Consider the following 22,576-nt stretch of genomic DNA (forward strand, 5'->3'; position numbering starts at 1 on the left):
TGTGCCTGTTAAAAAGGGTCGTTGAGCCCACCTACTCGTAAAATAGCGATTATAGTATTCTAAAAATATTTTGTGTTAGAGAGATGTCGACTTCTTTTTTCAAAACTGTATTTTATAGATTAACAATTAAAAGGAATCTGATAGACCGTTTTAGTACATTGCTATTTTCATAAACTTGTGATCTTAATTTACTTCATTGGTTACTCCATTCGTATTCAATTCCATTTGGGAGAGTTTTTGCCCGCCTTTGATGCCAAAGTCCAATGTCCGAATTGGAAATGGAATAGTAATATCTTGTTCATCAAATGCACTTTTAATCGCTTTAACAGCTTTGCTTCTCATGGTAAAGTAGCTGGGTTCTCCAGGATATTCTATCCAAAATCGAATATTAAAATTGATCGAACTGGAGTCGAATTCAGAATAGTCAAAAATTATCTTATCCTTATCTATGACCCCTTCTAAATTTTTAATTGCGCTTAGTACCACATCTTCGACCTTCTCAAGATCATCTGCGTAAGAAACTCCTATAACTATATCAATCCGCCTTTTTCCTAAGACAGAAAAATTGTAAAAGGCATGCTGTAAAAAGTCCTTATTTGGAATGTAAACTTCTTGGCCCTGAAAAGTCTCAATAGCTGTATCGCGCAAGCCAGTTCGGGTTACTTTACCCATTATATCCTTTACTTCTATAATTTCCCCAATTTTAAAAGGTCTCCTAAAGGCCAGGATAATACCCGAAACAAAATTTGCAGCGATATCTTGAAAAGCAAAACCCAATGCCAAACCTATCACACCAATTCCTGCTAATAATGAATTTAAAGCCTTATCTAGTCCGAGTACACCAAGCATAATAAAAAGCCCAATGCTCAAGATTGCGCCATAAATTATAGTGGAGAATAAATGTTCTAATGCTTCGTTATTTGATGCTTTGGAGAAAAGTTCTCTAAACAGTTTACTTCCAAGTTTGGCAAGCACAAAAAAGATAATCAATAACAATAAGGTTACTGCCATATTGGGTATCAAACCTATGAAGGTATCAAGCCAACCTTCTAACTTTTGCACTACCGTTTGTATGGGTTCCGCTACTTGCGATTCTATGTCCTGTATCATTTTCCTATTCTAAATTTACTATTATTTAATGGGGTAGAACTTCATGAATTAAAGATGAGCCCTTTCATTTCAGTGCTTCCTGTCACAATTACTACTCCGATTTTGCCTTTCAATATTTTCTTCTAAACCTCACAAAATACAGGGTTACTAATATGATAAGGATTGGTATCAGCCACACTCCCCGGTCCATTCCCATTCCCCAATGCCAAGTGTGATCGTGCATGAGTTAGTTTGCTTTAAATGTGTTCATTTTTAAGATTTTACAATCATTTTACCTTTTTTTTCCGTCAAAATCTACGTAATGATTTTTCTGTCAACTCCTTAAATTTTCAGGGGTTCTCGCTAGTCACATCTTCAGCTGCAGTTAATTCATCAGATGTATTTTCCATATCTCTGTCAAATGTGTACATAGCATTACTACTCATTTTTTCACCACCAGCTATTTTCATTGTATCTAATAAATTCATCGCGAGGGTTTCTTCTTCCACTTGTTCCTTAACAAACCATTGCATAAAATTCCATGTAGCCCAGTCCTCCTCATCAAGACTTTTCTTTACTAGTTTGTGCACTGCTTTTGTATTGTCCACTTCGTGCTCGAATACTTTTTCAAAGCAGTTGTTTATACTTACCGGATTTTCCGGCGGAGCGGGAATAGCTGACACCTCTACTTCAGCACCTCTTTTTAATATATATTCCAATATTTTCATCATGTGGTCCGTTCTTCCTGTGAATGCCTAAAAAGAAAATTGGCTATACCACCGAATCCCTATTTGTCTGCCCATGCTCCATAAGATAAATATATTTGCGAAGCATGCGCTTCTTTTGTCATTTGTGCATTCAAAGCTGCTGCAATAGTTTTTGAAAGTCTGTTCGTGTTCATGTGATTTTTTATTTAATGAGTTAATTTAAAATGTTTCTTTGATAATTGATTTTTTATCCACATTCAAATCAGCTAATTGCTTTCAAGTCTTTAAAGTTATGGTCGTTCATATTTTGTTGGTTTTTTGTAGTTTGCATTTATCTGAATTTCATACCTTTAGAAGGTATGGACGTACTTACAGTACTGCATACTGTTTTTAATTTTGATAAGCTCCAGAAGAATAGGTTAATTCATAACTGTGCGTATAAATTTCAAATACGATTCCAAATGGATCTTCCACATGGCACATTTTGTAGGGTTTGTCATCAGGATAATATTGACGAATAGGCATGCGCTGTTTTCCTCCTAATGAAACGATCTTACTTACCAACGCTTCTATATTTGGATCCTGAATACAGAAATGGAAAAGCCCCGTGTTAAAAGGATTGAATGCTGGAGCTTCTTTCACCCCATGCGGGAATGAAAATAACTCGATACCAATGCCATCCGATGTGGACATATGCGCTATTTCGAATTCATCCCACTCATCTCCAAATACATCAATACATATTTGCCCGATGGCAGTATCTTTTTCTTTTTTCACCTTAGATGGGAGCATGATGGTATACCAGCCCATCACTTCTGAATAAAACTCAACTGCTTTGGCAATTTCCGGTACTGTAATTCCGATATGGGAAAACGATTTTGGGTATGTCTCTTTCTGCGTAATAATTTATTGTTTTTTGAAAACCAATCGACCTTGTTACTTGAATCTGCAGATTTTTATCAGGGGCAAACAGCTTTTTCTATTGGCACTTCCCCACTTAGAATTTCAAAAGTCTGGTTCTGCTTTACATCGTCTTCCAATACTTCAACTAATGTTTTAGCCACATCTGTTCTTGAGATACTTCCTCGTTTTTCTAACTTTTCCTTTAACTCGATTTTACCTGTTCCATCGTCATCTGTCAGTGAACCAGGTCTAACAATACTATAACTCAAACCGCTTGCTCTTAGATGATCATCTGCATTTTGCTTTGCTCTCAAATAATCTTCAAGATCATCACTTACAGCTGGGTTGTCTGCTCCCATGGAGCTCAACATCACAAACTTCTCGAGCCCTGCCAGCTTAGCAGCATCGGTTAGACTTTTTGCCCCTTCCTGATCTACCCCTATTACATTTTTGCCTTTTGATCCGGCAGCAAAAATTAGTTTATCCGCATTTTTCATAGCGTGGCTTAAATCTCCCTCCAAATCAGCAAGTACCGTTGATACTCCCTGCTTTTCAAAGTGACCTTTTTGCTCTTTTTTTCTAATCATAGCTATAGGCTGATAGTCATCTGATTCTTTTAACAAATTAATAATGATTCTTCCTGTTGTGCCGTTTGCTCCGGCAACTAATACACTTTTTTCTTTACTCACGATTATTTTTTTATTTGGTTATAATAATGTCAATTAGCTCAATACTAAGACATATCAGCCAGGCTTATGATTACTTTTCCTTTTGCTCTTCCAGTAGCCAGATATTCATAGGCGTCTATTCCATCTTTGAAAGAATATATTAGGTCTACTATTGGCTTTATAGCTCCATCTTCAACCATCGCTTTGATATCATTGAGTTGCTTTGCATTAGGTTGCATCCAGGTAAGTTTATAAGTAGCTGATTTCTTTTCAATAAGTTTTGATAGTTTCGCAGGTAACTTATAATCGGTCATACCCATTTGTTTTGCTGTTTCCTCGTCCGGTGGACCAACTATAGTAGTTACTTTTCCACCTTCTTTAATAATCCCAAAAGCATCGAAGGTGTAATCACTTCCCAAAGTATCGAAAATGATGTCTAAATTAGTAGCGACTTCCTTATAATCCTCCGTTTTATAATCAATTACACGGTCGGCTCCCAAAGCTTTAACCCAGTTTACATTTTCGGTACTTGTGGTGGTATAAACTATAGCGCCTTTCGCCTTTGCATACTGAATGGCAAAACTCCCTACGCCACCAGAACCTGCATGAATAAGAATTCTATCGCCTTCTTTAATTCCAACACTTTCTAAAGCTTGGATTGCCGTTAGTCCAGTTAACGGTAATCCGGATGCTTGTTCAAAAGATATGTTTTCTGGTTTTTTTGCAACCAGATCACTATGTACTGCTACAAATTCAGCTATAGTACCCATTTGTTCTTGTGGCACTCTGGAATACACTTCATCACCAATCTCGAAATCAGTAACATCTGCACCCTTTTCAACCACAACACCACTCATATCATAGCCAATAGTAGCGGGTAGGTCTAGTAATACCATATCTTTCAATTTACCTTCTACCAGTTTGTAATCAATAGGATTTAGAGAAGCTGCTTTGACTTGCACTAGAATATCCTTTGGTTTTACCGATGGTTTTTCGATTACACTAACAGCTAAACTGTCTTTGAGGTCTCCGTATTTTACTATCTGTAAGGCTTTCATATAAGTTTAGTTTTATTTCGTGATTAATAATGTTGTTTATTTTTTAGAATTTCTCCAGGTTTGCCATGCACCAGAAGACCAAAGTGCCCAAGCTATGAGAACAGGTTGAAAGAAGAGCCGGATTAATCGGGCAGTATCCGAGTTTAAAGCGCCAAAAGCATCTTTCCCATCAAGGTATTGGGCGATATTACCTGGGAAAACCAGGACAAAGAATATGGATAAGAACCATCCAATAGTCGTTCGCTGCTTTTTCCACAACAGTAAAATCAGACCTAATGTTATTTCAACAATACCTGATAATACGACCACTAAATCTTTGCTCAATGGAACCCAATCAGGAACTTGAGCCTGGAAATCGATTCTATTAAAAGTAAGATGACTAAATCCGGCATAGACCATAAAAAGAGCTAGTAGTATTCTAAAAATATTTTGCGTTAGAGAGGTTTTTACATTACTTTTCATCTGTTTAAATTTTATTTTCACAGGTATTTTTATTCGTAAATTCCTGAATCCCCAATTCTGATGACTCCCTACCGAAGTCCGAACGCTAGTCTTCACTAAAGGAAAGCGTAGCTTACTGTTGTTCTGTAGGCATGATGTAGACATCATTTATGTTCACGCGGCTCGGTTGCGTTAGAGCATAATAAATCGCTTCCGTAATATCCTCTGGTGCGAGCATAGTCATTTTCTGCATTTCTGATAGTTTACCTAAAATATCTTCGTCTGTTATGGTATCCATTAAGTTTGTAGCTACAGCTCCGGGTTCAATGGAGGTAACGCAAATACCATACTTTGGAGCTAACTCCTGTCGTAAGCCTTCGGAAAACATTTTCACCGCTGCCTTCGTAGCACAGTAGACTGCACCACCTGGGAAATATCTATAGGCTGCTACCGATGAAATATTGATAATATGACCTTGTTTGTTTTTAATAAGGGTCGGAAGTACAGCGGCTACACCGTTTAATACTCCTTTGATATTCACGTCCACCATTTTCTCCCACTCATCGGTCTTCAGATTCTTCACAAAAGACAACGGCATCAAGCCTGCATTATTAATTATTGCGTGTACAGTACCATATTCTTCCAGTGTTTTATCGACTAACTTTTCCATATCAACCATCTTAGTAACATCAGCAATGACTACTAGCGCCTCGCCTCCTTTTTTCTCAATGGTCTTCTTAAGCTCGTTCAGCTTATCTTTTCTACGTGCTGAAAGCACTACTTTGGCACCATTCATCGATAGTTTTAAGGCTGCTGCTTCCCCAATATCACTTGAGGCTCCCGTTATTATTATTATTATTACTTTACTTTTAATGTCCATTTTACAACTAATTTTAGATTGAGAATTTAGTTTGAGTTCAAATCTTTAATAGCAGTATTAATGGCACAAAAGGATTATTTTTGGCATTTACTAGAAGGAATCATTCAGATTACTTACCCGAATCAGTTTCTTATTCACAAACTCGTGAATCCCCAACTCCGATAGTTCACGGCCAAAACCTGATCGTTTTGTTCCGCCAAAAGGAAAATCGGCTTGTGTCCAGGTAGGATGATTGATGAATAACATGCCCGAATCTATTTGGTCAGCTATTCTTTTTCCGCGTTCAATATCTTGTGTGAATATGGAACCTCCCAAACCAAAATCAGAATCATTGGCCAGATCAATGGCAGCCTGTTCGTCTTTTACCACATAGAAGGAAGCTACAGGACCAAATAATTCTTCATGATAAGCAGCAATGCCTGGGTTCAAATCAGTAAGTATGGTAGGTTCCATAAATGCACCTTCACGGTCTGCGCGTTTACCGCCCAGTAACACTTTTGCACCTCCTTCAACTGAACGATTGACCTGATCTGCCAAATGCTCGGCTGCTCCTTCACTGCTTAAGGGACCTAATTGAGTAGCAGGATCCATCGGATCACCTAATTTTAATTTTGATAATGCATCCTTGAATTTTTGAATAAACTCATCGGCTATTGCTTCCACGGCAATAAACCGCTTAGAGGCAATACAACTTTGACCATTATTATTCATCCTTCCTACAACTGCCCATTCTACTGTTTTTGCCACATCAGCATCTTCCAGTATAATGAACGCATCGTTGCCACCCAGTTCTAATACCACCTTCTTCAAGTGTTTTCCTGCCTCCATAGCAACACTTGCACCGGCTTCCTCACTTCCTGTTAAGGAAACGCCTTTTATCCTTTTATCAGAAACCAATGCTGATGCACGTCTGCCGGAGATGAATAGATTCGTATACAATCCTTTAGGAGCCTCTGCTTCTTCGAAGAGTTCTTCAATGGCAGTAGCACATTGTGGAACGTTGGAGGCGTGTTTAAGTAAAATAGTATTGCCTACCATAATGTTAGGTGCTGCAAATCGCACTACTTGATAGAAAGGGAAATTCCAAGGCATCACACCTAATAAAGCTCCAATGGGACTGTTACGAATGATCGCCGTTCCATATTCTGGGTCGAGTACTTTATCGGCAAGAAACGCTTCTCCATTATCCGCATAATAATCAAGGATATTAGCACTCAAATCGATTTCTCCTTCTGCTTGGGCAAGGAGTTTGCCCATTTCTAGTGTAATGGTTTTTGCTAGTGCTGTTTTTTTAGCTCGCATAAGGGTGGCTACTTTGTGCAATAAATCAGCCCGCTGTTGGTAGCTAGTTTCCTTCCATTTCACAAAAGCTCCTTGCGCTTTTGCAACCTTGGCATCAACTGCTTTTTCTGTCATTTCTTCGAACGATTTTACTGTCTTATTTGTGTTTGGATTAACTGTTTGTATAGACATATTGATTAAGTTTTTAATTACGTGGTATGGGAAATATTCCTTTATTGTTTTGAAAGCATATCCAAAAACATACTTCACTTTCATGACACAGAATATCACAATAGCTAAAGTCAAAACTGATTAAATGACTTTAGGTAAGTTAGGAACATTATAGATTAGTGTGTTACACAATGATTGGAAATAGTTATATGATTCTTATACTGGCCAATATATATTGCGTAAAAAAAAATGAGGTGGAGGGTTACTTGTGAAAATAGCTAACGTTGTTCTCTTTTCTAGCTGTCCGTATGTAATTTTGCCTTTGAGGTAAGTTACTCTAAACTTTCTGGCAATTGAGTATAGTTATTACTATCATAAGAATATATGGTTAATGATCATATCCAATTTAAATGAATTATTCATCTCTGCCTAATAGAACTTTGGGGGTATAATATTTTGGATTTTTACAAACAGTTTTAATCCCGTAAAAGGTCAATTAACGAAACTACCAAAAGAGACCACGAACAGGACACCCTCTAAAAAGGTATTTTATATTTTAGAAATGGTAATGTAAAAAAGAGATTTGATGTCCGGTAAAGTTGTGAGTGAGGTCTGTTACGCTTCGAGCTATGAAAGTCAATCGTATTTCGATCGTATTTTCAAGAAAATTACAGATGTTAATCCCAGAGAATTTCGAAATAAATATTCAATATCTCAATAACCAAATTGGTCTTTTGCAAAAAGTTGTATCAAAAGAAAGTACTAGATGCTAACTACTGATCTTTAATTTTTTCCATTCATCAAATTTTTGCAAAGTTTCTAGATTGCAATTCAAGAGAAAAGGGTGATAAAGCGTTTTGTATTCTAACTCATAATCATCCTTATTTAGATTCTTTTGACAAAAGATATTTATTTCGTATTGATACTAAGTCTATCACAGAAAATAATATTTTGGAAATAAGCTTAGATTATTTAGATAAATCGAGAATAGATTTTACAAATAGAGAAACAAACATTCTTAAAAGATATAGTGGTAAGAATCTTAAAGATGCGATAAACCTAAAAAATCAATATTTAGATTATAAGCACTATTTGGATGATCCTGAATTGGCAGATACTTTTAAAAAGTTATTATTTGCTAACATTTGAATTAATTGATGTGAAATATTAAAAAAAATTAATGGCAAAATGAATAGAGATATTATTAAGCAATTATATACTCACAATATAATTAAGGATTATGCACTAAATTTATTATAGTTGACTAATGGTTATCTAAAATAAAATAAAACCATAACATATTTAATATCAATTTGTTACGTTTTTTTTAAAGTGGAGCCGGAGGATTACATATCCCTAATTCTCGCAATGTTGCAAATAAAAATACCCGTTGTTTACATAACGGGCATCCTAAAAGTTTTTAAAAATACTGAAGCAAGCTTGGCATTTTTTCTTGCCTTTAGTCTGCTGCGTATTTTTGAGTGTCGTGGAGCCGGAGGGTCTAGAACCTTTCTCTTGAAGCGCTTATGTATAGGGGTTTCGAGAGTTTATAGTTTCTATACTCACCGAATAGGTGACTTTTTAACAAGCCAAACAGATTTTTCGCTGCAAATCATTAAAAATTGAGGCCAGATATGACTCTACCCCAAGTAAACTAATGAGGCATTCTGATACTAAAAATTATAAGAGTTGATATTAATTGGTTATGATATCTACCATTCAACATCTTTTTATTTTAAAGAAAAATACAGTAATTAATCAAACTATTTATGCTTTGTTTTATATTACTACTATTTCATATTGCTTTAATTACTAGGTTCATTACTGCGATTAAGCAGGTTTCATAAGAACATTCATTCAAATGATTAATAAAAAGCCCAAGCCTTTCACCAATCCTGAAGCCTATTTATTAAGGATTAGCAGTTGTTGCTTCCTGCGCTAATCTTGCATCATCCGGAGTATTTTCTAAATCCTTATCGAATAAATACAGTGTATCTATTGTGGCTTTTTCGCCGCCTGCAATTTTAATTTTATCTAATAAACTGATAGCAAGATTTTCTTCTTCTGTCTGTTCCTTCACAAACCATTGCAAGAAATTCCATGTAGCCCAATCTTCTTCAGTATGGGACAACTTTACTAAGTTATAAATGGCTTTAGTGTTACTTACTTCATGCTCAAACACCTTTTCAAAACAATTGTTTACACTTACAGGGTCGGCTGTGGGAGCAGGGATGGCAGTCACTTTCACTTTTGCGCCTCTTTTTAAAATGTATTCAAACAACTTCATCATGTGATTACGTTCTTCCGCTGCATGCCGGAAAAGAAAATTTGCAATGCCACTATATCCATCGTTGTCAGCCCATGAGGCATATGATAAATAGATTTGCGAAGCATGCGCTTCTTTTGTCATTTGATCATTTAATGCAGCTGCGAGCTTATCCGAAAGTCTATTAGTTTTCATCTGATATAATTTTAATAGGGTGATTTTTTAAAATATAGTAAAGCGAATCGTTATAACTGGATATGCAAATAAAACCCGCAGTATTAGTTAAACAACAATAACTGCTAAAAGTTATTGTTGTTGGTTCTTTTTATTTTTTTGAGAATCAAAAATTGATCAATGCTTGTTATATTGCAGTGTGACTGATCTCTGCATTAAGCAAAGACGTAGAGTTTGTTGTAAGTGCGAACGGATGGAAAACACTTACCTCGTTACAGTTACTTCTACAACCTGACTACCCGTGACCTTCGTTTGAACAAGTATGGATTCAATTTATATTCAGTTGATTTCTAAAAGTAAACTGAATTGATTCAAGTTTTTTTGAAAATTTATTCCTTCGTCACAAATTGATTCACTTAAAATTTCCTAGCCAAACAGTGCGGTTACATTGTTCGTTTTGAGACTATTTTTTACTTTGGTTTTTATCTATAGTTTTTTTATCAACATCAAATGTCTTATCCTTAGTATCGGTACCCCCAGACGGATTCGTAGGATTTGATTGTTCTACTTTCCTCTTGAATTTTCTTTGGTCGCTCATTGTTTCTATTTTATTGATTTACAACCAAGCATAATATACGATATAGGAAGCGAACGCTCCGTTAACACGGGTTAAACCTATGTTAAAAGAATCTCAAGAAGCAGAACCTGAAACCTTTAGTAGAAGTTCTTTCGTTCTCATTTTTTTATGAGTCCAGAAATTCATATATTATATGAAGAATAAAAAACTTGTCGGAATTCCTAATTTTGTGATACTTCTTCTTTACAGACTTCTCGAGCACACAAGTTAAACGTAGTCTCTAAAAACAAAAAAATGAAACCATTGAACGTTGCACAGAAATTGATACAATCTCATCTCATATCCGGGTCGGCAGACCCAGGAACAGAAATTGGATTAAAGATAGATCAGGCATTATTGCAAGATGCTACAGGAACTCTAGTGCAGTTAGAGCTAGAGGCAATGGGTCTCGATAGTGCAAAGACCGAAGTGGCTGTGCAATATGTAGATCATAATTTATTACAGACCGATTTTAAAAATGCGGACGACCATCTTTTTTTGTATTCGGCAGCTCAAAAATTTGGGCTATGGTATAGTAGGCCTGGCAACGGAGTGAGCCATCCAGTTCATATGGAACGTTTTGGAATTCCAGGGAAGTCCCTAGTAGGTTCCGATAGTCATAGTTGCGCCGCGGGATCTTTGGGAATGCTTGCCATTGGCACAGGTGGTTTAGATGTAGCCGCTGCGATAGCTGGGCAACCCTATTTTGTAAAAATGCCAAAGATAATGGGCGTGAAACTGACGGGCAAACTTCCCGATTGGGTAAGCGCTAAGGATATCATACTTGAAATGTTACGTCGTTTCGGCGTTAAAGGGGGTATAGGTAATATAATAGAGTATTATGGGAATGGATTAACGTATTTGAGTGCCATGGATAGGCATGTCATAGCGAACATGGGTGCGGAACTCGGTGCTACTACAACGGTATTTCCAAGTGATGGAGAAACCCGTCGCTTTCTGAAATCCCAGGGAAGGGAAGGCGATTGGACCGAGATTTTAGCGGATGAAGGTTGCTCTTATGACTTGGAGCATGAAATTCTACTGGACGAACTGGTTCCTCTAATCGCTTTACCCACAAGCCCCGGCAATGTTGTCCCCGTTCGCGATGTAGAAAACAGAAAAATCAGTCAGGTGGTCATCGGTTCTTCCGCCAATCCTGGACTGAGGGATTTTTGGATGGTAGGTGCCATTGTAAAGGATAGAAGCGTAAACCAAGAAGTATCCTTCGATATCAATCCCACTTCCCGACAGATTATTCAGAACATGATAAAAAACGGAACTTTTGCCAATCTGATAAAGGCAGGCGCGCGCTATCACCAGTCCGGATGTATGGGCTGCATTGGTATGGGACAAGCTCCGGCAAGCGGCACTATAAGTCTTCGGACGATGCCCCGTAATTTTCCGGACCGTTCTGGAACAAAAGACGACCAGGTCTATCTATGTAGTCCTGAAACTGCTGCTGCCTCCGCTTTAACAGGAAAAATTACAGACCCTAGAGATCTTGAAAATATGTTCGAAATGAAATATCCGCAATATGAATTCCCAGATGAGGAAATCATCAATATGGATATGTTGGTGCCGCCTACCAAGGATAATACCAAAATTAAGCTTAAAAAGGGACCTAATATTAAATCTCTTCCAGAAATGAATGCACTAAAATCGACATACGAAGTTCCCGTACTATTAAAAATGGGAGACAATGTCTCTACAGATGAAATATTGAAAGCAGGTGCTGAAGTCCTTCCGTTTCGAAGTAATATTCCTGAAATAAGTAAATTCTCCTATTCCGTAATCGATGAAACATTTTATGACCGGGCCTTGCTCACCAAAGAAAAGTATGGTGGACATATCGTCGTGGCCGGAGAGAACTACGCACAGGGCAGTAGTAGGGAACATGCTGCGATTGCACCAAAATATTTAGGCCAAGTAGCCGTCATTGCTAAGGATTATGCACGGATCGCATGGCAGAATCTGATAAATTTCGGTATTCTTCCTTTAGAATTTGAAAACCCTCAGAATTATAACGATATCGAACAAGGGGCTTTAATCGAGTTCAAAAACCTAAGGGAAGATATAATGAATAAACATCGAATAAGAGTAAAGGTAAAAAACAAGAACAATACTATCGAAATTTTCACTAAGCAAAGTCTTAGCGATAGACAAATAGCATTATTGCTGAAGGGTGGGGTAATAAACGATTTCAAGGAGAAACTCACTTCATCGAAAAGTTGATCCACCTTGGTGATACTTCAGATAGTCAAAAACATATGGGCATAATTAATTCAAGAATTATCTTCGATAGTAGCACTTGGAACATTAGCCTTCCCGGAAGCTATTCCTGTCTCCATGGCGGAAGTACCCGAGTACATTTTACTTGTCCCGATTACTTGGCCATTAGAGGCTTTTAGGTTAAAGTAGGGACTGCCGTCCGAAGCAGCATTTCTTTCAAACACATTGTCATCTTGGGAATGTGTCCGCACGGATTCAATACCATTTTCACAGGAAGATTTGGCGATATACCCTTGACTGCTTAGTATTATTTCACCATTGCCAGCTTTCAGGTTAAATCTAAATTAATCTACCTTATCCTTATTAATTACAAATTTGACCATTGTGGATTGATTTAAGATTATTAATCTAACCAAGTCAAGGATTTTTTGATTTTGGAGGAACCATGATACTCTACTATTTAAATTCTTTTGACTCCTAGAATTTTTTGTATTTATTGAGTTGTTTTAATAAAAATCAATAAAACGATATTTTTAGTTCTTTCTTTCAGTTTCATAGAACGAACGTTTTTTGACAAAGTATTTTAAATGTAATACCAATCGTTTTAACGAAATAATAAAACACCGAAATGCACTTAAGACAATCCATACATTGAAATCTGCCTTTTTTCCTGTACGAATTTCCCTATACCTTGGATTTTCAATTGTTGATAACCCAGAATTACCTTCTATATAGGAAACATTGTCAAGATAGAAAATGGTTTCATTCGGTATCATATGGAACCAAATAAAATTTGTACTTCATAAAATGGATCGAAGGCCTTGGCGACTATATTAAATTGGTGACAGATCAAGCCAATGTCGTCATACTATCTACCAAGAAATTTTGAGATTGGACTTCAAACCAAATTTGCACAATAATTATTAAAAAAAATCGTTGAGTAACTCAAAAATGGGTTTATCACCACTCAAATAGTACTTTTCACAACATTTATTTACGCTTTTGCCCCATAAGTATGATATTTAATTCTATGCAATTGGGTTCAATTAATCTTTTCAAAAAGAATTAATTGGATTTTAATTCAGTTTTGTCCCAAACTTAACCAACCTATGAATTCAGATAAACTCCATTATAAATGGCCGTTACTACTTTATGTGCTATTCACCTGTTATTTTTTTACATCCAATGGGCAAGTAGCGCAGGCCACCGTTGAACGTTTTACCCTCTCACAGACCAACTATATTATAGACTATTACAATGCTATAAATGGCGATGCCGATCCCGCGAACGATATACGGGGAGAGATTGTACAGTGCAGTAACAATGGGGAATCGTTACTCAAAATTTTTCTTTGCGGAATCAATGATAGCCAGCTATTACAGGTCAACATTTTAGATGCACAAAGCATGGTATGGCAACAATTGGATGAGGGGAGCTGTGCAGTTTCTGATAACAATTGCGCCAATAAAAACCTAAGCTGTACTTGGAACGAGGTTGCTTCCGGCCCAAATTTTACGGCCACTACGGCAGGTGAGTTCCGTTTAGTGGTCAATGACCAGAACGGATTTCCTAGCCGCTACTATTTTAACGTTTTCCAAAATACTTTGGACATTCAGTACAGCAAGAAAGATATTGTATGTACCGCCCAGGGAAACATTACCATTACCAATTTGGGCAACGGTTATGGATACCAATTGGTCAATGTGGCAACCAATGCGGTCATTATCCCTTTTAGTAGTAACAATGGCCCCGCCTATGACTTTGCCGCAGGGCAAAACGGAAGCTATCGGGTAGAGGCGGTACAATTGGACAATACTGGAACACCCATTGCTGGGGCCTGTATCTATAGTACGCCCGATATCGATATTCTGGATCGGGATTTTCAAGTATCGGTAAGTACATTGCCCAAAAGTTGTAACATACTGGGTAGCATAAACATCCAAGTAAACAATGTATTCCCTAATTACGAATATGAAATTCGATTGGACGATGGGTCAAATGGAGGTTTAGGAACACTTTTAGATGACGAGACTGCACAACCCGACAACAATTTTACTTTTAGCAATCTAAATCCCGGAAATTATATAGCCATAGCCAAAACAGATGATGGCTGTTCCTACTCTGAACGAGTAACAATAGCTAACAATAGCAACCTATATTTAAAAACACGGGTTTCACAGCACATTACCTGCAAGGAGGGTAATATCCTTATGAGCTCTGGCGGAGGAAAAACGCCACATACCTATGCTATTTGGTCCTATGTCAATGAAGATGGGGATACCATGATCTCTTATCCCTCGGTCGACGATATTCCGGTTTCGGCATACCAGACAAGCCAGATCTTTGATATCTATGATCCCGGGGATTATACCTTCGTCGTAATCGACCGATATAATTGTCCTGCCATCTCGAATACCGTAAGCATTGAGTTTAGACCAGCAGCCGATTATAATGCCACTTCGGTAATCGATGTTGTCTGTTTTGGGGACTCTTCCGGGGCTATAAAATTCAATCTTGTCAATAGTAATGGGTACCAGCTAACTTACTACCTTTTTGATGCGGCCACATTTGATGAAGAGAATTATAATTATAATAATGCCCTGGCTACAAATACATCGGGTAATTTCCCAGGCTTATCGGTAGGGGATTACGCCATTGTCATAAACCAGCGGAAAGGAAGTGCTTCTTGTGATTATTTTGAATATCATACCATTTCCGGGCAAGCTAATGCCCTTAACGGTAATGCTGTTTTAATTCAGGATTATACCTGTACTCAAGATGGAATCATAGAGGCGCAAAATGTATCGGGTGGAACGGCGCCTTATGAATACAGCATTGATGGCGTGAATTTTTTCTCCGGTCCGGGCGCTGAAAGATTTATAGGACTCACTGAGGGTACGTATACCATAACGATCAGGGATGCGGTTGGATGCACCCTGACCACCGATCCGATAACTCTGGATCCTTTAAATCTACCTCGTGATTTAATATTTACTTCCACACAGGCAGTTTGCCCTACCTTAGTATCTGATGTCACAATTACTGTGGTAGATGGCAATGCCCCGTTTACTTATGAAATTATTGCACCAGTTGCAGAGGTGTTAAATAATGGTAATGATGCAACCTTTACAGGCCTATCCCCTAAAACATATACCTTTCAGGTTACGGATGATAAGGGCTGCGTATTTCAAGAGAGTTATTCTATTGCACCTATAGTACCAATTAACGTAAATGGCCAATTGAACAATAACGTTACCTGTTTTGGGTTGTCGGATGGAGCTATTACATTTAATATGGGTGGTTTTATCACTTCCTATGACTATGTGGTAACGGGACCTCTTCAGTTTTCGGATACCGGTGTAACGGCCAATACCATTCCATTGACCGGTCTGGCCGAAGGGACCTATAACATTACTATAACTGATACCGAAACGAACTGTTCGGCAACCGACAACGTTACCGTGAATGCTCCACCTTCCTCACTTCTTATTTCAAGTCTGGACGTGACCGAGATTTCATGTTCTTCCACTGGAGCGGTCACGATTTCCGCCAGTGGTGGATGGGGCGCTTATGAATACGAATTGATGTACCCTTCCGGATCTAGTACGGGACCACAGAGAAACAACACGTTTTCCGGGCTAAACGATACCTCAGGAAACTATACGGTTACAGTTAGGGATGCCGGAGGATGTGAAGTCGCCCAAACTTTTGCATTTACGCCTTCTCCTCCTCCAGTTTTGGAATTGATTGCTAATACTCTATGTTATGATAGTACTACGGGACTGAGTTTAACGGCAAATGTCGTTTCTGGCGGTACGGCGCCTTTTCAATATCGATTGAACGGTGGAGCTTACCAATCAGGAAACAATTTTACGGGATTGGGACCTGGCAGTTATACCATTGAAGTCATAGATAGCAAGAGCTGTACAGATGTGGCAAGTTTGGAAATATTCCCCACATTGACAGCGACTTCAAACCTAGTCAAAGGTTTGGACTGTAGTGTTTCGCCCGAAGCGGAAATCGAAATCTCTATAGCAGACGGATCTCCAAATTACACCTATGAAGTTTTTTTGGAAGGAAACTTGGAGCAAACAAGTACCTCGGTCACCAGTATTCCTTTCACTTATGTTGTCCCAACAGCGGGCACCTATACTTTTAACATTACCGATGCCAGCGGATGTACGGTAATCACCACATCAATAGTCGACCCAATTGCAATACCCGGTATTTCACTGGTCCAGACTACCGAAATTCTTTGCAACGGCGATAATGGGGGAACCATTCAAGTTAATATCGATGGTACAACGGTGATTCCACCGTATACCATTTCCGTAGTAAACGTAACAACAGCTACCTCTTATGGTGCCCAGACTTCAGGTCTGCCAGCGGGGACATATGAAGTAACCGTTACGGATTCAAATTCGTGTTCGAATACGGAGTCAATAATCATTGATGAGCCGGATCCAATTGTCTATGATGTCCTAGTAACACCTATTACCTGTGACCTTAGCAATGGCACGGACCCTGGTTCCATTAGCGTTACCAATATCAGTGGAGGAACCAAGGAATATACCTATTATCTCACAGGAAACAATGGTCATTCGGATAGTTATACTACAACCGCAGGCGGAGAGGATCATACCTTTGCCATTCTGGAATTCGGGATCTATCAGCTAGATGTTGTAGACGCCAACGGTTGTTCTGTACGCACAACCAACATTATTGCTTCCCCTCCGGACGATTTGGATATTAATGTAGGCACTACAACGGTAGATTGTAATTTGGGCGGTACGGCTATTATTACCGTAAATTCAATTTTAGGGAGCGGTAATTATGAATTTGCCGTTCTTGAAACTTTTATAGCCCCTTATGTGGATGACCCGTTAAATGATTACCAATCTGCGGATAGTCCGGGCGGGAATACAGCAACATTTACCGGTTTGATCCCGGGTATAACTTACAGCTTCGTCGTACACGATTTAACTCGCGATTGTTATTATTTTGGAACTGCGGAGACACCAATTGATTCACCATCTAACCTAACAGCTAGCTTGGATGCTATTAACAATATTACTTGTACCGGAAATGCTGATGGAAATGTAAGCTTTACTATTGACGATTATGCGCCCGATGCCACAAATGTCAATTATGAAATTTTTAATTTTCAATCCAACACCACAACGGGCATTAAAGGTTCAATAAATGTAAATCCTCCAAGTGTCGGTGGTGGGGTAACTGTTGCCGATGTTGGCCCCTTGGCGCCTGGTGTTTACTACATTTTATTCGATGAAGTTGGCGGCACCTATGACGGTTGCTCCGTGGGTTCTGAAATTTTTACCATTTCAGAATCTACAAATCCATTGGAGGTTACGGCATCCCTGATCAATAATGATAACTGTAACTCAAATGCAGGTCAAGTTTCTGCCATTGGGCAGTTTGGTACCGCACCTTATGAATATCAGATCGCCTTATCAACGGACACACCTCCGACTATGGCGACCTGGACAGGTAATGCTACGAATGTCTTTAATCTGGAAGGAGGCAACTATATTGTTTATATCAAAGATGCGAATAACTGTATTCAATTGTATAATGTCATAGTTCCAACAGATCCTTCTCCAGCAATAAGCCTTTCCGTAAACAATCAATGTGCTGGATCTGAAGGAAATTATGCAATGGACATAACACTTACAGCCGCTGGTATTGCACCATATGGCGTCCGAGTAGATGGTGGTGCCCCAAGGGTTATTACGGGCCTGAACACTGTTGGTAACATGATTACTATTCCCGGTTTAAATTCTGGCAGTCATACTTTTGAAATAATGGATAGTAATGGTTGTGGTGAAATTAGGAGTATTATGATTGCCCCGGAATTACAGGCAAGTACTCTGGTTATGGTGCAACCAAGCTGTATAATGAATGACGGAGTTATAGCCTTCACTATTACAGGGGGATCAGGTTCGTATACTGCCGAGCTATTAAAATCTGACCTATCACCTTCAGGGATTGGTCCATCTGGAAATGAATTTATAGGGGTTCCTTTTGGAGATTATGTGTTACGGGTGACTGACAATACGTTAGGTACGCCCAATTGTTATGTTGAGATCCCTATTTCATTGGAAGAACCAACACCTATAACCTTGTTGACCGCGGATTGGACCGATGTTGGTTGCTTTGGTGGTTCGGACGGGAGTATCGCTGTAAATCTTGAGTCCTCAAGTGTGGGAGTAAATGATAATCCGCCATACTTTTATGAAATCACCAATGGAGCCTCCAGTTTTTCGCAAAGTACAGGTCTGTTCACAGGACTTACTGCTGGAGTGTGGGACATCTCCGTAACGTCCAACCGGAATTGTATTGCCGTGGACCAAGTGACCATAGGTGAGCCAACGCCCCTTACTGCAGCCATTACCAATGTAACAGCTTTTGCTTGTGATGTAAACAATGCACAACAAATGGCAGTTATTGAGGTTTCCATTACTTCTGGCACTGGTACCCCTAATTATTTCTATAGTGTAAACGGTGGTAATTTCTTGCCTACTTCTGGGACCATTTTTACCTATGAAGTACTAAATGCGGGCAATTATGATATCGTAATAAGGGATGCCAACGGTTGTCTTTTTGCCTTGCCTACACAGACCATAATCCCCATAAATACTTTTACCGCTGCCATTTCCCAAATCAGTGCAATCTCTTGTGCCGGTCCCGAAGAAATTTTAATTACAGTGACCGATGATGGTAATCCTGCCAATTCCTATTCTTTTGAGCTGTTGCCACTTGGAAACCCCAATGGAATACTAACAGGGTCGCCGACCAGCACATCTTCCTCTTATAGCCTTAATGCGGTTGGCAATTATACCTTTCGAATAACCGATAATATTACTGGTTGCTATATTGACATACCCTATGATATCGCCCCTTATGACCTAATGGAGGTATCGGCCACTACCAATTCACCTGTTACGTGTTTTGGGTATGGTAACGGCGCCTTGGATATCCAAATTGCGGGATATTCCGGAGCTTATACCTATGAAGTATTTACACAGGCGGGAATTGGAAGTCAAACAGTTTTAGGAAATACGGCCACAAATCTTTTGACGATAGATGGATTATCTGGTGGGAACTATTTTGTAAGGGTAACCCAAACTGAATTCCCATTCTGTTTGGGTGACTCCAATGTAATTACCATTGGGACTCCCATTATGCCATTGACCGCTATTGTTGATCCAGTGTCCGAGGCCAAATGTATAAATAATCAGGGTGAAATCTTAGTTGACCCTAGTGGTGGGTATGCACCTTATGATATTGTATTGACGAATACTACGACCGGGCAAGTGTATAATATCAGTAATGTAGGGGCAATATTGTTCACCGGCCTATCTGCCGGGATTTTTAATGTTCAGGTTACCGATAATTTTGGTTGTGTTTTTATAGATGCTGAAGTGTTGTCTCCGGCAATACCAATTGTCGCCAATGCAATTCCATTAACAACCATGTTAAGTTGTTATAATGATAATAATGCTACGGTTACGGCCATAGTTACAAGTGGGGGAAGCGGTAATTATGAATATCGATTAAATTACTATGATGATGCCGGTTCTATGATAGTATTTACCTCAGGTGAACAAACATCCGATACCTTCATGGGATTAGGAGCTGGTATTTATAGTATAACGGTAACAGACGGTTGGAACTGTGATGTTGAAACCAATCAAGTTACCATCACGCAGCCTCCCATAGTATTTGCTTCATTGGTTAGAACAGATCCGTTGACCTGCACAACAGGTGTCGAATTTGAACTTACAGCGACCGGTGGAAGTGGAACCTATGAATATAGTTCCGACAATATGACCTTCCTACCAATGACAAGCAATCCAATGGGAATACTGGATTTTGGAGTTTTGGGGGCCGGAACCTTCCAATATTATGTTCGGGATGCCATAAATGGTTGTGAGGCAATCGTTTCAAATGCAATTACCGAAAACCCGATCCAGCCCTTGATCCTGACCGTGGATAAAACGGCTGCATACATCAATTGTACAGGTGAAAACACTGCTGTAATCCGTGCAGTGGCATCTGGAGGTTTGGGCAATTACCAATATGAACTGTACTTGAACAGTATTGCACCTGCCAATAGATTGACCGGGCCTCAGAGTATTGGTGAATTTAAGGATCTTGTGGCCGGCACGTATTGGGTCAATGTAATAAGTGAAGATTGTACGACCACGCCGGAACAAGTCATTATTGAAGAGCCTATACCTTTAACATATACCGACCAGGTGGTAGATGTTAGCTGCTTCGGTGAAGAAAATGGAACTATTATGGTAAACCTCGCAGGAGGTGCAGGGGGATATATCTATTCCATATCGCCCAATCTGGATAAATTCGATTCGATAAATATATTTACTGACTTGGCTCCGGGTGATTATGCAGTAATAGCACAGGATCAAAATGGATGCTTTGAGTATCTCGAATATACTATTTCCGAACCTGCCATTATAGAGGTAAGCGCAACAACCGCCCCGGAGATCTGTGTCGGAAGCGCAGATGGGTCGATCAGTCTATCCATCAGTGGGGGCACTGCTCCCTATAGTACTGCCATAAACTCCAATGCCGATACGGATTATATTTTGGGCAGAACGGACTTTTCCGATCTTTCGGCAGGTGATTATTTGATTTTTATAAAGGATGCAAAAGATTGTGAAACCTATATTGTTGCTACCATTGACCCTGGTGTTAACATTAGGGCAACGGTAGAACCGGTCTATGAATGTATTGGGAACACTCCAAATAATTATGTCAATATCATATTAGAGGACCAATCGGTATTGGCCGAGGTAATGTACGGCCTTGATACTACCGATCCGGAGGACATGCAACTTGATCCAAATTTCAGAAACATTGCCCATGGGGACCATTACGTTACCATTGCACACGCAAACGGCTGTATAGAGACCGTTGGATTCTTTATGGAAAACTATGACCCTTTGACCCTTACCTTGGAACAAAGAAACGTGAATGAAATAACAGCGGTTGCCCATGGAGGAAGGTTGGAGTATACCTTTTATTTAGATGGGATTGACATGGGGGGCGATAATACCTTCCGCATTCGTAGAACAGGCACTTATGAAGTGAGGGTCATGGATGAAAATGGCTGTGAGGCAATCGCCAATATATTTATGGAATTCATCGATATTGAAATGCCCAATTTCTATACTCCGAACGGCGATGGTAAGAACGACTTTTGGAAGCTCGGTAATACGGAATATTTCCCCAATTTGACGGTAAAGATTTACGATCGATACGGTAGGGTTGTGGCCAGGTTATCCAATATTGAAGGTTGGGATGGAACTTATGAAGGAAAGGAACTGCCTACTGGGGATTATTGGTACGTTGTGCAATTTAATGAGGAGGATTACCAAAGAGATTTTTTTGGACATTTTACCCTTTACCGATAAAACTTGACCTAAAAATCATGCCTAAAATAGCCTTGACCATTTTGCTAATTCTAGCCGCGCTTTCAGCAAAGGGCCAGGAGCTTAATTTGCCCCAGCTTTCACAATATTTGGCTGATAATCCTTTTGTGCTCTCTCCAGCCTTCGCAGGTGTTGGTGATCACGTTAAGATTAGGTTGAACGGCCTTGCGCAATTGGTCGGATTAAGGATGCACCTAGGATCCAATCCCTGGCTGCGGATATAAGGATAGGGGAAAGATCTGGAATTGGTGTCTTTCTATACAACGACTCCAACGGGTATACGAAGCAACAGGGAGCACGGATTTCCGAACATTGGTAAAGGTAAAAATTGATATTTATCGGAGTTCTGCAACAGTCACGTTCGTTTAACGGGACTATCTACGTTACCAAATTTGAAGCCTGAGCTATATGCTAGATTTTCCGTTTTCGTGATCCAGTAGACAACGTTTCCTCACCAATCCACCAACATATCCGGTCAATTTTCCATCTGTCCCGATTACTTGATGACAAGGAATGATTATTGAAATTCTATTAAGTCCGTTTGCTGAGGCAACTACCCTGAAAGCTTTTGGTCTTTCTATTTTTACAGCTATTTCTTTTTCTTTTAAGTCTTGTAG

General features: G+C 39.1%; 14 protein-coding genes and 3 pseudogenes. 5 read left to right on the forward strand and 12 right to left on the reverse strand.

Annotation, left to right across the window (positions count from 1 at the left end; genetic code table 11):
• Positions 1-183: 183 nt before the first annotated feature.
• The 8 genes from ABXZ36_RS04805 to ABXZ36_RS04840 form a co-directional block, all read right to left on the reverse strand.
• Positions 184-1,110 carry a mechanosensitive ion channel family protein gene (locus tag ABXZ36_RS04805; protein ID WP_354614349.1) on the reverse strand — a complete coding sequence of 309 codons (927 nt, stop codon included), beginning with the start codon at positions 1,108-1,110 and terminating at the stop codon, positions 184-186.
• Positions 1,111-1,439: 329 nt separating this feature from the next.
• Positions 1,440-1,820, reverse strand: a complete 381-nt coding sequence (locus ABXZ36_RS04810; RefSeq protein WP_354614350.1) for a ferritin — start codon at positions 1,818-1,820, stop codon at positions 1,440-1,442.
• A gap of 366 nt (positions 1,821-2,186) precedes the next feature.
• Complete coding sequence (locus tag ABXZ36_RS04815; protein ID WP_354614714.1) at positions 2,187-2,699, reverse strand: VOC family protein; 513 nt, start codon at positions 2,697-2,699, stop codon at positions 2,187-2,189.
• Positions 2,700-2,755: 56 nt separating this feature from the next.
• Positions 2,756-3,388, reverse strand: a complete 633-nt coding sequence (locus ABXZ36_RS04820; RefSeq protein ID WP_354614351.1) for an SDR family oxidoreductase — start codon at positions 3,386-3,388, stop codon at positions 2,756-2,758.
• A gap of 44 nt (positions 3,389-3,432) precedes the next feature.
• Positions 3,433-4,425: an NADP-dependent oxidoreductase gene (locus ABXZ36_RS04825; RefSeq protein ID WP_354614352.1), complete on the reverse strand. Its 993-nt coding sequence runs from the start codon at positions 4,423-4,425 to the stop codon at positions 3,433-3,435.
• A gap of 36 nt (positions 4,426-4,461) precedes the next feature.
• Entirely contained in the window at positions 4,462-4,887 is a 426-nt protein-coding gene (locus ABXZ36_RS04830) for a DoxX family protein (RefSeq protein WP_354614353.1), read from the reverse strand.
• A 112-nt stretch (positions 4,888-4,999) separates the two neighbouring features.
• Complete coding sequence (locus tag ABXZ36_RS04835; protein WP_354614354.1) at positions 5,000-5,746, reverse strand: SDR family oxidoreductase; 747 nt, start codon at positions 5,744-5,746, stop codon at positions 5,000-5,002.
• A 90-nt stretch (positions 5,747-5,836) separates the two neighbouring features.
• On the reverse strand, positions 5,837-7,219 hold the full coding sequence (locus ABXZ36_RS04840) for an NAD-dependent succinate-semialdehyde dehydrogenase (RefSeq protein WP_354614355.1): 1,383 nt from the start codon (positions 7,217-7,219) through the stop codon (positions 5,837-5,839).
• A gap of 565 nt (positions 7,220-7,784) precedes the next feature.
• Between ABXZ36_RS04840 and ABXZ36_RS04845 the strand changes: the two genes are divergently transcribed.
• Positions 7,785-7,919 (forward strand): helix-turn-helix domain-containing protein, encoded by a 135-nt coding sequence (locus ABXZ36_RS04845; protein WP_354614356.1) that lies wholly within the window; start codon positions 7,785-7,787, stop codon positions 7,917-7,919.
• A gap of 1,188 nt (positions 7,920-9,107) precedes the next feature.
• Here the strand turns inward: ABXZ36_RS04845 and ABXZ36_RS04850 are convergent.
• Both ABXZ36_RS04850 and ABXZ36_RS04855 read right to left on the reverse strand, forming a co-directional pair.
• A complete protein-coding gene (locus ABXZ36_RS04850; protein WP_354614357.1) occupies positions 9,108-9,659 on the reverse strand; it encodes a ferritin in 552 nt (183 codons plus the stop codon).
• 442 nt (positions 9,660-10,101) lie between these two features.
• Positions 10,102-10,236 carry a hypothetical protein gene (locus ABXZ36_RS04855; RefSeq protein ID WP_354614358.1) on the reverse strand — a complete coding sequence of 45 codons (135 nt, stop codon included), beginning with the start codon at positions 10,234-10,236 and terminating at the stop codon, positions 10,102-10,104.
• A 273-nt stretch (positions 10,237-10,509) separates the two neighbouring features.
• On the opposite strand from ABXZ36_RS04855, the gene ABXZ36_RS04860 reads away from it, so the two are divergent.
• A complete protein-coding gene (locus ABXZ36_RS04860) occupies positions 10,510-12,486 on the forward strand; it encodes an aconitate hydratase (protein WP_354614359.1) in 1,977 nt (658 codons plus the stop codon).
• Positions 12,487-12,536: 50 nt separating this feature from the next.
• Here ABXZ36_RS04860 and ABXZ36_RS04865 read toward each other — a convergent pair whose 3' ends face one another.
• Positions 12,537-12,815 carry a YegP family protein gene (locus ABXZ36_RS04865; RefSeq protein WP_354614715.1) on the reverse strand — a complete coding sequence of 93 codons (279 nt, stop codon included), beginning with the start codon at positions 12,813-12,815 and terminating at the stop codon, positions 12,537-12,539.
• A 470-nt stretch (positions 12,816-13,285) separates the two neighbouring features.
• On the opposite strand from ABXZ36_RS04865, the pseudogene ABXZ36_RS04870 reads away from it, so the two are divergent.
• The 3 genes and pseudogenes from ABXZ36_RS04870 to ABXZ36_RS04880 all read left to right on the forward strand — a co-directional run.
• A pseudogene (locus ABXZ36_RS04870) lies at positions 13,286-13,366 on the forward strand (DNA-binding response regulator); the annotation flags it as partial.
• 226 nt (positions 13,367-13,592) lie between these two features.
• Entirely contained in the window at positions 13,593-21,941 is an 8,349-nt protein-coding gene (locus ABXZ36_RS04875; protein ID WP_354614360.1) for a T9SS type B sorting domain-containing protein, read from the forward strand.
• Between the two features lie 17 nt (positions 21,942-21,958).
• Positions 21,959-22,278, forward strand: a pseudogene (locus tag ABXZ36_RS04880) (type IX secretion system membrane protein PorP/SprF).
• An 85-nt stretch (positions 22,279-22,363) separates the two neighbouring features.
• Here ABXZ36_RS04880 and ABXZ36_RS15800 read toward each other — a convergent pair.
• Positions 22,364-22,558, reverse strand: a pseudogene (locus ABXZ36_RS15800) (methylated-DNA--[protein]-cysteine S-methyltransferase); the annotation flags it as partial.
• Between the last annotated feature and the right edge of the window lie 18 nt (positions 22,559-22,576).

Source organism: Sediminicola arcticus (assembly GCF_040566695.1).
Lineage (GTDB): Bacteria > Bacteroidota > Bacteroidia > Flavobacteriales > Flavobacteriaceae > Sediminicola > Sediminicola arcticus.

Bases quoted from the DNA above. Each gene is read 5' to 3' on its own strand.
- ABXZ36_RS04805 (WP_354614349.1), bottom strand. From the start codon at position 1,110: ATGATACAGGACATAGAATCGCAAGTAGCGGAACCCATACAAACGGTA.
- ABXZ36_RS04810 (WP_354614350.1), bottom strand. From the start codon at position 1,820: ATGATGAAAATATTGGAATATATATTAAAAAGAGGTGCTGAAGTAGAG.
- ABXZ36_RS04825 (WP_354614352.1), bottom strand. From the start codon at position 4,425: ATGAAAGCCTTACAGATAGTAAAATACGGAGACCTCAAAGACAGTTTA.
- ABXZ36_RS04830 (WP_354614353.1), bottom strand. From the start codon at position 4,887: ATGAAAAGTAATGTAAAAACCTCTCTAACGCAAAATATTTTTAGAATA.
- ABXZ36_RS04835 (WP_354614354.1), bottom strand. From the start codon at position 5,746: ATGGACATTAAAAGTAAAGTAATAATAATAATAATAACGGGAGCCTCA.
- ABXZ36_RS04840 (WP_354614355.1), bottom strand. From the start codon at position 7,219: ATGTCTATACAAACAGTTAATCCAAACACAAATAAGACAGTAAAATCG.
- ABXZ36_RS04845 (WP_354614356.1), top strand. From the start codon at position 7,785: ATGTCCGGTAAAGTTGTGAGTGAGGTCTGTTACGCTTCGAGCTATGAA.
- ABXZ36_RS04850 (WP_354614357.1), bottom strand. From the start codon at position 9,659: ATGAAAACTAATAGACTTTCGGATAAGCTCGCAGCTGCATTAAATGAT.
- ABXZ36_RS04855 (WP_354614358.1), bottom strand. From the start codon at position 10,236: ATGAGCGACCAAAGAAAATTCAAGAGGAAAGTAGAACAATCAAATCCT.
- ABXZ36_RS04860 (WP_354614359.1), top strand. From the start codon at position 10,510: ATGAAACCATTGAACGTTGCACAGAAATTGATACAATCTCATCTCATA.
- ABXZ36_RS04875 (WP_354614360.1), top strand. From the start codon at position 13,593: ATGAATTCAGATAAACTCCATTATAAATGGCCGTTACTACTTTATGTG.